Genomic DNA, 14,341 nt, shown 5'->3' on the forward strand with positions numbered 1-14,341 from the left:
GGGGCCCGTTCAGGCTGTTGCGCTGAGATTGAAAATCAACCAGTATTTTCTGCATTGCAAAGGTTTTTGCCCTAAATGGTCGTATTTCTCGGTGGGCGGCATACGTAAACGGGGGCATTCCGCATAAAAGCGAAACACCCCCGTAACAATCGCTCTCCATGAGCAGGGCACGTTAGCAGGCCCGAAGCTCAAAAAGATGCGCTACAGGCGCTCGCGAACCGCCTCGACGACGTTGTCCAGATCGGCGAGCACCTCGTCATGGCTCTGCATGTCGCGCACTTTGACCTTGCCGGCGGCAAGCTCGTCGCCACCCAGGACCAAGATGAGCTTGGCGCCTACCTTATCGGCTTGCTTAAACTGGGCCTTGAGCGAACGACCCTGATAGTCGGCCTCGGTCACGATACCTGCGGCGCGAAGCTCCTGCGTAATGGCAAAGACGTTCTGGCGCAGCTCCTTGCCTGCGTTGGCGACATAGACGCACGGGGCCTCCTCGGCACCCAGATCGCTGCCAAAGGCCTGCAGGGCCAGCAGGGCGCGCTCAAAACCGACGGCAAAGCCGACGCCTGCCGTGGGCTTGCCACCCTCGAGCTCGACCAGGCCGTCGTAGCGGCCGCCGCCGCCGATGGAGCCGACGCCGGCGCCAGGGGCCTCGACCTCAAAGACAGTACGGGTGTAGTAGTCCAGGCCGCGCACCAAGGTGGGATCCTCGACATACTCGATACCGGCGGCATCCAGATAGCGCTTGACTTGCTCGTAGTGCTCGCGGCACTCGTCGCACAGGTTGTCGCCCATCAGCGGAGCGTTGGCCATGATCTCGCGGCAATGGTCGTTCTTGCAGTCGAAGGCGCGCAGCGGGTTGAGCTCGGCGCGCTCGCGGCACTCGTCGCACATCTCGTCGGCGTGGTCGAGAATGAACTGCTTAACCTGCTCGCGATAGGCCGGACGGCACTGCGCATCGCCCATCGAGTTAATGAGCAGACGGAGCTTGGAAAGATCGAAGCCCAGGCGCTTGTAGAACTCCATGAGCATGATGATGCACTCGGCGTCTGCCGCCGGATCGGGAGCGCCGAGCCACTCGATGCCCACCTGGTGAAACTGGCGCAGGCGACCCTTCTGGGGACGCTCGCCACGGAACATGGCCTCGGCATAGTACGCCTTAAACGGCGTGGAGCCCTGGGGCACTAGGTTGTTCTCCACGACGGCGCGCACCACACCGGCCGTGCCCTCGGGACGAAGGGCCAGGCGCTGCTTGGGCTTAAGCTTGGTGTCGGTGCCCTCGGTAAAGACGCGCTCCAGGTTGGCGCCGCTAAACACGCGGAACATCTCCTTGCGCACGACGTCGGTCGACTGGCCGATACCGTGGACAAACACGTCAACCTGCTCGATCGCGGGCGTCTCAATGGGCTTAAAGCCAAACGGCTCGAACACGCCGGCAGCAATCTGCTGCATCTTTTGCCAGGCGCGCATCTCGGCGCCGATAAGGTCGCGGGTTCCCTCCGCCTTCTGTGCCTGCATGGGCAAACACCTTTCTTTTGTATCGCGTCATAGGTAGTGGACATTATACGGCACAAACACAAACAGCGGCGGTGCGTCTGACCGAACGAGGGTATGGGGACTCGTTCGGCCTGACGCACCGCCGCTGTTTGCGATCCGCTTTCCTCCGTCCCCTTCGGATCACGTGATCTGTTGGGGACGGAGGAAAGCGGATCATTTCGTAGGCCCGTAACCGCCTTGGAAACCGAATGATGGTACGAGCATCTATTCGGCTTCCAGGGCGGCCACAAACAGAACGGGGCAAACAGAAAAGAGCACGTAGACCTGCCACAGTTCACCGACAAGGCTCATGCCGGCAAGAACGGCAGAGGTGGCGATTACAGTGAGGGAGCCCAAAACGCGACCGCTTACTTTATCGGCAACATGACCGATCACAAGTGAGCCGATAACGCTCACCACGGTGGAGATGGCGTTGGAGATGTTGTACTGCGCAAGCGTGATGCCCAGGTCGCTGACGACGAGCGGCTGAAACAGGCTCATGCAGTTAACGAAAATCGTGTAGCACGTGGCCATGATGACAAAGCCGGAAGCCACCACGAGCCAGCCGGGGAAGAACTTACGCTGCTGGGACATACTGCTCCTTTTTAAACAAACGAGTAGCAAGATTGGGTGCTACCGGTGGTCGGCGATGTAGCCCAAAGCGACTGCCGCATAAGCCGCGGCGCCAAGGGGAAGCTCGGCATCGCTAAAACGTGCCTTGGGATGATGCTGAGCAAAATGCTCGTCCGTATCAGTCACGGCAGCGCCCACGGTAAAGTACGCACTCGGGATCTCACTCGAGATCAACGCGAAGTCCTCACTCGCCATGGCGTGGAACAGCGGCAGGAAGGTGGCCTTGGGCAGTGTCGCACCCACATAGCCAAGTGAAGCCTGGGTCATATTGTCATCGAGTACCAGCGGTGGAACATCCGAGAGCGTCTCGATAGTCGCCGGCGTACGATAGGTCGTGGCAACGCCTTTGACGACCTCCGCGATGCGGGTCTTGAGGTGCTCCATGAGCTTGACGTCGAAGCCACGCAGCGTTCCCTCGAGCACACAAGTGTCGGGGATGACATTTGCGGCCTGACCGCCGGCGAACTTGCCAACGGTAAGCGCGACCTCCTTGGCCGCCGGCACCTCGCGGGAGATGAGCTCCTGAAGCGCCAGATGCACATGGACGCCGGCCGTGATGGGGTCGATGCAGATCTCGGGGCTCGAGCCATGGCCGCCCTTGCCCTGAAGCGTGACGCGAAAACCGTACACGCCCGAGAGCGCCGGGCTGCCGTAGAGCACCAGGCCAAGCGGCGACTGGCTATTGACATGCATGGCAAAGGCGGCCTGGGGGCGTGGGCTCTGCAGCAAACCGTCGACGATGGCAGCACGGGCACCCTCAAAGGTTTCCTCGCCCGGCTGGAACAGCAACTTAACCGTGGCGTTGGCGTCGAGAAGCTCGGACTCGCGGGCCTTGAGCATACGAGCCGCACCAAGCAGCGCCGTCGCGTGCATATCGTGACCGCAAGCATGCATGCAGCCATTGGTGGATGCAAAGGGCTCGCCGGATTCCTCGGCAACGGGAAGGGCATCCATGTCGCCGCGGAGCATGATGACCGTACCGGCCTGCTTGTCCGTGCACGTACCGTTACCCCGAGCAGCAGCTGCCGCGCCGGCACCGATAAGGCCAACGACACAGGAGCCGTCGACAAGCACGGCATAGGGAATATCCATCTCGTCCAGACGCGCCTGGATAAAGGCGGACGTCTGCGGAAGGTTGTTACCCAGCTCGGGCATCTGGTGTAGATCGTGTCGCCACACAGCAAGCTCGTCTGCAAAAGTCTGAGCTTCTGCAACAAGACCGTCACCGATAGCGGCCTGCGCCGCTGCGGTAGCCTTGGGCGCTGGTTGCGGTTGAAAATCGGACAAAGCTGGTGCCATAGATGCCCTCCAGTAACGTTTTTGCAGCAAGCACTTTGATAGCATAAAGTGCAAGGTACAACTTTAAGGGCGACGCATAAAAAATGCCGCCCCGGGAGGGCGGCGCAACAAGTTGTTTACAATTGCGGGCGCGGCTTTTTGCGCAAAAAATCGAAGTGAGTCTCACTCAAGATAATCGACAGGAAGATAAGCACGAAGCCGGCGAGCAGGCGCGAGGTGAGCGCCTCCCCCATCAGCAGCACCGAAAACAACACGCCCGAAGGCGACTCCATCGAAAGGAGCAGTGAGCCCGTCGAAGCCGGGACATGCGCCAGGCCGACGTTTTGGATGAGCAGAGCCACGCATGTGCAGCCCACCGAGAGAAACGCCATCACACCGATAAAGTTCGGCGTCCACACGGACAGAGGCGCCTGGGTCTCGAATAACAGCGACGAAACCAGGCTCAGCACGCCGTTGCCCACAAACATCCAAAACGTGATAACGTTGATGTCCATTTTGCGACCGTACTTGGCGGTCACCGCCATCTGGATGGCGAAGAAGACCGCGCCTGCCAGCGTAATGACGTCACCGATGTTGAACTCGACGCTATCGAGCGCCACCAAGCCAATGCCCGCCAAGCACAGCAGTGCCGCGCCCAGGTTATAGCGGGTGAGTTTTTCTCCGCTCAGAAAATAGCTCGCGAACGGCACGAGGATGCAATACGTGCCCGTCAAAAAAGCATTCTTGCCCGCCGTAGTATATGCCAGACCGACCGTCTGCAACGCATAGGCCGCCCACATGAGCACGCCCATACTCAGGCCAACGATCAGATTGCGAGCGTTGAAATGTGCAGTGATGCGCTTGTGGAAGACGGCAAACATGACCAACGCTGCAGGCAGAAAGCGTACATAGAGCAGCTCGAACACCGGAATGGTGCCGAGTGCGTCCTTCATAGTGGTAAAGGAGTAGCCCCAGATGACCGCCACCGAAAGTAGCAAAACTTTCCAGAACAGCGGGGAGCGTGCGCCGGCGCCCCTGGGAATACCGCCCGCGCCCAAATCCTCACGGGCCACAGGGCTATCGGGCATGTTTTCGATTTCGTTGGCAGCGTATTGGGCCATGGAACATCCTCACACTCAATCTGGGCGTGGTGTCCGCACGCGTATGGCTGCGTGCCGCCTCATGGTCAAATAAAAACGGGGCGCACCGGACCCCCGGCACGCCCCGCTACTGTAGCAACAACCAAGCAGCCCACGCAATCCAGCCCACTAAAGCGTCGGCAGAGTAAACCTCGATGTTTCGTCGATGTCACGCTGTTGCACTAAATAAGTTTCGTGCTTTCAAGCTTTTCGATGATCCAGTCGTTGGCTTTGATGACCGGGCGGCGGAAGATGACGCCCAGGGCCAGCGACGGAATCAGATAGCTCGCCAGAATACCCAGCTCAACCCAGTACTCCATATGGTAGGCGCCAGCCATGGCGGCATGCATGGCGTTGATGCCGTGAGTGAACGGCAAGAACGGATAGATCGCCTGGAACACAGGGCCGGTCATCTCGATGGGGAACGTGCCGCCCGAACCGCCGACCTGCATGACCAACAGCACGACTGCAAGCGCCTTGCCGATATCGCCAAACGAAACCGTAAACGTGTAGACGATATTGGAGAACACGAGACTCGCGACCCAGCCCGCTAGCACAAACTGCAGCGGGTTGTCGCACTGAATGCCAAAGAACAGAATGTCGCCCGCGCACACGAGCGTTGCCTGCAGCAGAGCCAAACCGCCAAAGAACAGGTAACGACCCAGATAGATCTCGTGCAGGCGCACGGGGATGAGCTCGTTGATAAGCTCATCGTCAACCGAGACCTTCATCATGGCCGCCAGTACGATCGAGCCGACCCAGAGCGACAGAATCGTGTAGAACGGCGCCATGGCCGAACCGTAGTTGCGGATCGGATAGACCGGCTTACGGTCGAGTGCGACAGGGCCGGAAAGCGACACGGCCAGACCCTCGGGATCATTGCCGATCATCGTCTTGATCGTGGCTAGATCATCAGACATAAGGGCACCGTCGAGCTCGTCCTTAAACGCGCTGATCTTGCCCGACGCCTCGCCCAGCTGATCGGAAGCCTTGTTGACCAGCTTTGCAGCCTTAGAGAGGCCCTTTGCCAGCGAACCGGATGCGTCGGTCAGGTCGTCTACGGCACTATCCAGATCGCCCGAAATACCATTCAGTGAATCCAGAACCCCCGAGACGGTCTTCTTGAGCTCTTTGGCCTTGACCGAAAACGTAGAGTCGTAGTCAATCTTGGCGCCCGAGATACCAGCCTTGGCATCGGCGATGGCCTGATCGACCTCGGCACGCGATTTGTTAACCTCTGCCATACTCTTCGTGAGCGACGTCGCGATATTCGTCAGCTCATTGGCATTGTTGCGGTACTCCGTTGCGGTTTTATCAAGCTCGGCAGCCGCGTCCTCAAGCCCTGCCTTGAGCTTATCGTTACTCACCTGGCCAGCAAGACTACGGAGCTCATTCGCCGTGTCATCAATCTCGTCGGCACGTTTATTGAGTGACGCTGCGCCATCGTTGAGCTGAGACACCGTAAGATCGACGTGCTGGTTTGCAGCGTCGAATGCCTTTGCGAGCTCGGTAGAAACGTTATCGAACGAACCCGCGCTCCCATCAATAGCGGCATCGATCGCATCGCTGGCGGACTTGAGCGCTTGCTCGGAATCGGCAATACCGCTCTCGGCATGCTGCATGAGCTGCTTCACCGACTCCTCGGTCGATCCGGACTGCTTGAGCATGCCGCCCGCCGACGTCAGCGAATCGGCCGTGGAGCTCAAAATGCCCGCAAGCGACGTTGCGCTGGCCTGAACGTCCTGCAGGTCCTGGACCGAATCGCCGAGCGTCGAGGACAGGTTGGCGATAAAGTTGCTGACCTGGTCGGTGCTCATGTAATCGAGCAGGCTGGACACCGTCTTAAGACCGACGCTCGTAATGGTCTCGGTAAAAGATTCGTTAACCTGGTTCTGAACGGCGCTCGAACCCTTCTCGGTCACGATCTGCGCGATGGCGTTGGCCTTCTGGTTCTCGTAAAACTCGATATCGGCGTGCTTCACGTCGGTCGAGAAAAGCGTCATCATGTCAGCGCTAAACGTTTTGGGGATAACGACGGCCGCATAGTACGCACCCGACTTTACGCCCTCGATAGCTTTATCGCGATCGTTAAGCACAACCCAATCGAAGCTCTCGTTGCCGCGTAGGGTGGCGGTCACGTTTTCGCCCACGTTAACCTCGACGGGGATCAGATCGCTCTCGTAACCCTCATCGGTGTTGACCACGGCGATCTTGAGGTTGCCGGTGTTGCCGTACGGATCCCAGCTGCCGGCGATGTTAAACCACGCGTACAGACACGGCACGATAATGAGGCCCATCACGACAACCAAGCCGATTACGGAGCGAGACACGTTTTGGACATCGCGCTTAAACAGATGCAGGATGTTCTTCATTTATGCCTCACCTCCTTTGGAGTGCTTGCCAAGCGGGGTGGTATCTCCATCATTTGTGGCTGTGCTGTCGCTGCCCTGAGATTTATGGTGCGAGCCTATATGCGGCAAGCGGCCCGTGGACTGATCGCCACCCTTGGCATCACGCTCGCTGGCGTTGAGGCCAAACATGCGGCGGGCGGCAGGAATGGCGGCCGTGTGCTCGCGCATCTCGCGACGCAGGTCCTCATCGGAAAGCGCCGAGATGCGCATCTGGGTATTGAGGCTCGCGCGGATATATTCGATATTGATAAGCCAGCCGCAGATGGCAATAACCGAGATGATCCAAATGACAAGCAGGATGATCTTGCCGTTATTGTCGATATCGAGAACCGTCGACAGGACAAAGAGCAGGACCTGAACGCCCACCACGGCGGCAAAACCGCCCTTGATGTAGTACGGGTAGCGATGTTCAAAGGCGACCGCATGATCGAGCAGTTCGCGACGGTACGAATCGGAATCGAGCACGACGCGCATGGCCGTTCGCAAGGAGTAGCGCTCGCGCGGCAGGTCGTTAGACTCGCAAATCATCATACCGGTCGTGGAAAGCTGTTTATCAAAGAGCAGGTTGAGGTTGAGCAGCAGCGGACGCAGCTGCAGGCCGATAAAGAGCGCCACGATCAAGAACACGCCCAGAATGCACAGGTTAAACAGGTAGTTGAACGAATACATGCCGCCGACCGTCTCACGCAGCAGATTGATGCCATAGGTAAAGGGCAGCAGCGGGTGCAGCCACTGGAAGAAGCCGGGCATCATCTCGATGGGGTACATGCCCGACGAACCCGGGATCTGCACGATGACAAGAATGACGCCGATTGCCTTGCCGATATGCTTAAACGTAGTGGACAACGCGTAAATGATGTTGACGTACGTAAATGAGATGGCGATGCCGCCCAGCACAAATAGGAGCGGACTGACGCACTGTACACCAATGACAAGATCTCCCACCGTAACGATAATGGCCTGCAACGCGCCCAGGATCACCAGGAGCAACCAGCGGCCAAAGTAGCCCTGACGCGCGGTAAAGCTGCCAACGCCTTCGCGATCGACCTCGAGCTTGTAAATGGCGATGAGCACGTAGCCGCCCACCCAAAGCGCCAGATTGGTGTAGAAAGGAGCAATGCCCGAGCCGAAGCTCTTAACCGGATAGATCGACTTGGAGGTCAGCTCGACCGGAGATGCCATGAAGTCAGCAACGTCATCGACGTCGACGCCCATCAGGTCGGCCAGCTCGCCCATGGACTCGGAGGTCTGCAGCGCCTCGATGTCGTTGGCGGCGGTGGCGAGCTTGTCCTGGACCTTGGCAAGCGAGGCGTCGGTCCGGGACAGCGTGGTCTTGGCCTGACCGAGCGTAGCGTTGAGTTGCGAAAGTGTACCGCGCGCACTTGCAATAGTAGGCGTGAGGCCAGACACGATTCCCGTCAGATCACCCGAGACGGCGGCAAATGAATCAAGCGCGCTCGAGGCCTTCGGCAGCGCGTTTTGACCCAGGTCCGTCTGGGCCTGGCCAAGGTTGGTCGCACCGGTCTGGATTGCGTTATTGATAGCGTCGCTGGCACCCGAGACAGCCGCGGCGTCATTCGCCATGGCGCTCGACTGTGCAGACAGACCGTCCTTGATGCTCTGAAGCTTTTCATTCTGCTTGCGGAGCAAATCGATGGTCGATACAATGCGCGCGTCAATTTCCTTGGAACCTGTCGACGTGTCATTGACGAGAATTTCCAAGTGCCCGATAACGGCCTTATTGTGGTCGATCGTCGCCTGGAGAGACTCGAGCGAGTTGTCGATGCGGGTGGTCGTAGATGTGATCGTGCCCGTCAGCTTGCCAATCGCAGCGTTCGCGGAGGCTGACGTCTTGGTGAGCGCAAGGCTGCCTTCCGAGAGCGCCTTGGAGAGCGAGGCGACAGAGTTACCCGCCGTGGCGCGAGCCTCGCCCAGCAGGTCGTTGCCCTGGGAGATCGCCTGCGTCAGCGACGGCGCCTGACCCTGCAGACCGGCAAGTGCTGCATCTGCCGAGGCAATGGAACCACTCGTCTTATCGATGGCGGCATTCATGTCGTCAATCGAATCGCGCACTTCGCCCAACGTGTCAGAAGCCTCTGATACCGAACCGGCCAACGAATCCTGAGCCTGGGTTGCCTTGTCCTTTAAATCGACTCCGGCATCCTTGGCAATACTGGCAACGGTCTCACCCACCGTGGAGACGAACTCCGAGTTAATCTGCTGCTCGATGGTGTTTGCACCGGTGTCGGTAACCTTGGGTGCAATAGCGCTCTTTTTCTCATTGACGTAGTACGTAAGCTTGGGCTGATGGTAGTTGCCGTCGAGCATCGAGACCAGGTTATCCGAGAAGTTCTTGGGGATTACGATGGCCGCATAGTACTCACCGCTCTCGACGCCCTCCTTGGCGTCGGCCGCCGAATCGACGAAGGTCCAGCCCAACTGATCGTTCTCCTTGAGCTGATCGACGACCTTATCACCCGCGTTGAGCTCACCCACCAGGTCGTTTTGGGTGCCCTGATCGTTGTTGGCGATGGCAATCTTGATACCCTGAGTGTTCCCGTACGGATCCCAGTTTGCCACGATGTTGTACCAGGCATACAGCGAGGGAATAACGCACACGCCGAGGGTAACCACCAAGGCGACGGGGTTCACAAGTAGTCGCTTAATGTCGCGCTTGAATATCGCAAAGGAGACCTTTGCATCGGATAGTTTGCTGCCGAGACTCACGCTTGGGCCATCCATCCTGTCGTTGAATCAAATCGTACTATCGACAACCATTGTACGTAGGCGCTTTAGCGTCTCAGGGCACAATGGTATTGAGTTTTGCGGGTAGCAATATACTACGAAGACGAATTAACGTACAGTTGTACAGTATCTTAAATTTCAGCAGGTCACAAAACCACAACCCGCACAAATTAGCAATTCAAATAGCATCGGGGACGTTCTTAAACGACTAGTCAAACAAAAACGCCCCCAATGACTACTTAGGACCACGAAAGCGTCGCTGGTTGAGCATAAGTAAGCGAAAACGCCCCTAAGCGAGCAAGGTGACGCGAAAGAGGAGGGAAGCGTACTTCGGTACGCGACCGACGATTGAACGTCAGATTGCCGCTTAGGGGCGTTTGCAGCGTCGAGCTGTTACGCGGTTTGGTAAAACCGCGTAACTACCTAACTACATCAAGTTGCAGACAGCCGCCGCGAAGGCCACGGGGTCCTCGGGTAGAATGCCCTCGACCAGCAGGGCCTGATCGTAGAGCAGGCCGGAGTACTGCTTGATCTTGTCGGCGTCACCTGCCTTCTGGGCAGCGACAAGCTTGTCAAAGACCGGGTGCTTGGCGTTGAGCTCGAGCACGCGCTGGCTCTTGGGCATGCCGTCGGGCGCGCCCTCGGGCCCCTTCTGGAGCACCTTCTCCATCTCGAGCGAAAGCGGACCCTCGGTGGTGATGCAAGCGGGGGCATCGGTCAGGCGCGCGGAGACGGCAACTTTCTCGACCTTGTCACCGAGCGCCTCCTTCATAGCGCTAAAGAGGTCCTCGTTTTCCTTGGTGGCGTCCTCGGCCTCCTTCTTCTCGTCCTCGGTCGCCAGATCAAGATCGCCAGTCGCAACGTTCTTGAGCTCCAGGTGACGATCCTCGACCTCGGGCTCGGCACCGTCGGCAACGGCCTTTTCGGCAGCCTCGCGGGCGGCGTCGTCCTCGTAGATCTTGGGCATATCGGCGGCCACGTACTCACGCATAGCCTGGAACGTGAACTCATCCACATCCTGCGTCAGCAACAGCACGTCATAGCCGCGCTCGAGCACGCCCTTTACCACGGGCATCTTGGCCAAGCGCTCACGCGAGTCGCCGGCGGCGTAGTAGATGGCCTTCTGATCCTCGGGCATGCCCTTGGCATACTCGGCCAGGGTGATCATCTTCTGCTCCTTGGCAGACCAGAACAGCAGCAGGTCGGCGAGCTCGTCGGCCTTCATGCCGTAACTCGAGTAGATGCCGTACTTCAGACCGCGACCAAAGTTCTCAAAGAACTTCTCGTATGCCTCGCGGTCGTTGTCGCGCATGTCCTCAAGATCGGCAGTGATCTTCTTCTCGACACGCTTGGCAATGGCCTTGAGCTGACGGTTCTGTTGCAGCGTCTCACGCGAGATGTTGAGCGTCACGTCGGCAGAGTCCACGACACCGCGCACAAAGTTGTAGTAGTCGGGCAGCAGGTCGTCGCACTTCTCCATAATCAGCACGTTGGAACTGTAGAGCGCCAGGCCCTTCTCGTAGTCCTTGCTGTACAGATCGAACGGGGCGCGACCCGGCACAAACAGCAGCGCATCGTACTCAAGCGTACCCTCGGCATGGAAGCTGATAGTGCGCGCGGGATCGTCAAAGTCGTGGAACGTGGACTTGTAGAACTCGTTGTAATCCTTCTGCTCAACGTCGGAGCTGCGCTTTTTCCAGATCGGCGTCATGGAGTTGATGGTCTCGAGCTCCTGGTAGTCCTCGTACTCGGGCTTGTAGTCGTCGCCGGCGTCCTCGGGCTTGGGTTTCTGGCGGCTCTTGCTCACCATCATCTGAATCGGGTAGCGCACATAGTTGCTGTACTGCTGAATCAGGCTCTTGAGGCCCCACTCGGTCAGGAAGCGATCGTAGGTCTCGGCCTCGCCGTCGGCGTCGAGCTTCTCGTTCTCGCGCAGCGTCAGGATGACATCGGTGCCGTGCTCGGCGCGCTCGCCGTCTTCGATGGTGTAACCCTCAAGACCATCAGACTCCCACACGTGAGCGGTGTCCTCGCCATAAGCGCGGCTGACGACCTTTACGTGGCTGGCGACCATAAAGGCGGAGTAGAAGCCCACGCCAAACTGGCCGATGATGTCGACATCGGAGCCCTGTTGCTCGGCGTTCTCGGTCTTAAACTCCTCGGAGCCGGAATGGGCGATGGTGCCCAGATTGCGCTCGAGCTCCTCGGCGGTCATGCCAATGCCGTTATCCGAGATGGTAATGGTGCGGGCGTCTTTATCAAAAGAGACGCGAATAGCCAGGTCGCCCTGGTCGAGTTTGACACTCGGGTCCTGCAGGCTCTTAAAGTTGAGCTTGTCGACGGCGTCGCTCGCATTAGAGATAAGCTCGCGCAGGAAGATTTCCTTATTGGTGTAGATGGAGTTGATCATGAGGTCGAGCAGTTTTTTGCTCTCGGTCTTAAATTGACGCATGTGCAGTCCTTTCGCGCTACCCCCGTCCGCAAAAACGGCCCGGTTGCCCGAGCCGCATCGCAGACCTGCTATGTCCAGACTTAGATTTTATAACCCATTAGCGCGCATATATACATACGGAATCGAAAAACTGTATGTCCAAACGCTCTGATACGCCAATTGCCAAGGAGTGTCCCCGACTGCCGGCAGGAAAGGAACGTCCCTATCTGCCATCTACGCGCTTGGCCATCCAAGCATGGGGCTGGCCCTCGTCTTCGTAGTCCACCGGGGCAATCTGCGTGTAGCCCGCCTTGGCATAGAGCGGCAGCACGTATTCCTGCGCATGCAGCTTAATGAGCTTGGCGCCGGCATCACGCGCGCGCGTATCACTGGCCTCGACAATCTTGCTCGCCAGACCGCGACGGCGCATGCTCGGCAGCACAGCCACGCGCCCCATAATGTAGGTCTCCCCCGCCGCGACGCCTTCGTCCAAGTCGCACGCCGGCGACACCGGAGCCTCCGCGTCAGCCGCACGCTCAAGCTCTTCGGGAAACACGCGCGAGCAACCGGCAAGCTCGCCGTCTACATAGAGCGTCACATGAATGCAGTTCGGATCCTCGTCGATAGCGTCAAACTCGTTCTCGTAGCCCTGCTCGTCCATAAAAACGACGCGGCGCACCAACGCCGCGTCATCAAAGCATCCCGTCTTAAGTTGGATATCCATGGCTGCCCTTTCATTCAATGCGAACGTTAGGGACAGATTTTAGCGAAAATGAGCTCCGCGCACGCTAAACTTCGCGCGAGCCTTCGCCAGGCAGTCGTAATGACCCACGTTATGGGCATCGCTCGCGATGAAGCTGTACAGGTTCTGATCGAACAGGCGCTGTGCCGGCTTTTTCTCGCGACCAAAGCGACCGCCGGCAATAAAGTCCGCCGAAGCCTGCAGCTTGCAGCCCATATCGACCAGGCGCTCCGCCACGCTTACATCCTTTTGAACCGCACGATAGCGCTCAGGATGAGCGATGATCACCTGGTAGCCACGGCACTGCAAATCGTAAATCGTGTTCTCGTACTCTCTAAACGCATACGCATCGGCATGCGTCGAAAGCTCGAGCAGAAACTCGTTGGTCCCATCGAAATGCAAGTGATCCGCGGCATCGATACCAAGCTCAACGAGCTTTCGATGGTTGACCTCGAAGCCCATCTGGAGCGGAAAACCGTCAGCGTTATCGCGCAGCAGCTCAAAGGCATCCCACATCTTGTCGTAATCAAAATAGGGATCACGGCAGTGAGGAGTGCAAACGATTCTGGTTACACCGGCCCGCTTGGCAGCCTCGAGCATCGCCAAGCTCTCTTCGAGATCGGCGGCGCCGTCGTCTACACCCGGCAAGATATGGCAATGAATGTCACGCATAGGTCAGCCTTAATCAACTAAACGTTTGCTCGGTTGGTGAAGATGCCCTTTTTGGAAGTGCCCTGATCGTCGGAGCCCTTCTTAACCTTCTTACCGTCCTTGGTGTAGTAAGAATAGTAGTACTCGCTGGTCTCGGTCTCACAGTAATTCATGACGGTACCGATGAGCTTGACCTTCTCGGACTTCTTAAGCTGGGCGATAGCGTTGAGCGCCTCTTCGCGCTTGGTAAAGTCCTCGCGCACCACGAACAGCGCGCCGTCGGTCAGGCTGGCAATCTCGGCAGCATCGATGAAGGTGCCGACCGGAGGAGCATCGAAGATGACGTACTGGAACTTAGCAGACAGTGCCTTGACCAGCTTGGCAAAGCGATGGGAGACGATGATGTCGGCAGGATTGGGAATATGCGGCTCGGCATCGAGGAAGTAGAAATTCTTCTGACCTGTCTCGACAATCGCCTGGTCGATAGAAACCTGCTCGGACAGGACTGCATAGAGTCCGCCGCGGGAGCGGACGCCGAGCATATCGGCAAGGGACCTGCGACGCATATCAGCCTCGACCAGCAGGACACTCTTGCCGCTCGTGGCGATTGCCTGAGCAAGATTAATGGAAACCGTAGACTTGCCCTCGTTGGGAATCGAGGAGGTAACGGTGATGGTGCGAATGGGGTCGTCCACGCTCGCAAAGCGGATGTTGGCCAGAAGGGTCTTGGCGGCATTCTGCACAACGAGCTTATCGGTGTTCTTTGCCTTAGCCATGC

10 protein-coding genes are annotated in these 14,341 nt (G+C 58.2%); all 10 read right to left on the reverse strand.

All coding sequences use genetic code 11. The features are described 5' to 3' along the window. Nucleotides 1-201 precede the first annotated feature (201 nt). Nucleotides 202-1,515, reverse strand: a complete 1,314-nt coding sequence (gene hisS / locus DWY03_RS02240) for a histidine--tRNA ligase (protein ID WP_117839794.1) — start codon at nt 1,513-1,515, stop codon at nt 202-204. A gap of 243 nt (nt 1,516-1,758) precedes the next feature. Beyond that, nucleotides 1,759-2,127 (reverse strand): hypothetical protein, encoded by a 369-nt coding sequence (locus tag DWY03_RS02245; protein ID WP_196026407.1) that lies wholly within the window; start codon nt 2,125-2,127, stop codon nt 1,759-1,761. A 39-nt stretch (nt 2,128-2,166) separates the two neighbouring features. Beyond that, nucleotides 2,167-3,465, reverse strand: coding sequence for a M20 family metallopeptidase (locus tag DWY03_RS02250; protein ID WP_117839795.1), 1,299 nt, complete (start codon nt 3,463-3,465; stop codon nt 2,167-2,169). Between the two features lie 116 nt (nt 3,466-3,581). Beyond that, a complete protein-coding gene (locus DWY03_RS02255; RefSeq protein WP_117839796.1) occupies nt 3,582-4,565 on the reverse strand; it encodes a DMT family transporter in 984 nt (327 codons plus the stop codon). 200 nt (nt 4,566-4,765) lie between these two features. Next, nucleotides 4,766-6,955, reverse strand: a complete 2,190-nt coding sequence (locus DWY03_RS02260) for a YhgE/Pip domain-containing protein (RefSeq protein WP_117839797.1) — start codon at nt 6,953-6,955, stop codon at nt 4,766-4,768. Further along, on the reverse strand, nt 6,956-9,721 hold the full coding sequence (locus DWY03_RS02265; protein WP_231500756.1) for a YhgE/Pip domain-containing protein: 2,766 nt from the start codon (nt 9,719-9,721) through the stop codon (nt 6,956-6,958). A gap of 445 nt (nt 9,722-10,166) precedes the next feature. Continuing rightward, nucleotides 10,167-12,191, reverse strand: coding sequence for a molecular chaperone HtpG (htpG, locus tag DWY03_RS02270; RefSeq protein ID WP_055250494.1), 2,025 nt, complete (start codon nt 12,189-12,191; stop codon nt 10,167-10,169). 202 nt (nt 12,192-12,393) lie between these two features. Then, a complete protein-coding gene (locus tag DWY03_RS02275) occupies nt 12,394-12,894 on the reverse strand; it encodes a GNAT family N-acetyltransferase (RefSeq protein ID WP_117839799.1) in 501 nt (166 codons plus the stop codon). A 39-nt stretch (nt 12,895-12,933) separates the two neighbouring features. Then, on the reverse strand, nt 12,934-13,584 hold the full coding sequence (locus tag DWY03_RS02280; protein WP_055250497.1) for a tyrosine-protein phosphatase: 651 nt from the start codon (nt 13,582-13,584) through the stop codon (nt 12,934-12,936). Between the two features lie 17 nt (nt 13,585-13,601). Next, nucleotides 13,602-14,339, reverse strand: coding sequence for a CpsD/CapB family tyrosine-protein kinase (locus tag DWY03_RS02285; protein ID WP_117736214.1), 738 nt, complete (start codon nt 14,337-14,339; stop codon nt 13,602-13,604). Nucleotides 14,340-14,341 lie beyond the last annotated feature (2 nt).

It is taken from the genome of Collinsella sp. AF23-2 (assembly GCF_003459245.1).
Lineage (GTDB): Bacteria > Actinomycetota > Coriobacteriia > Coriobacteriales > Coriobacteriaceae > Collinsella.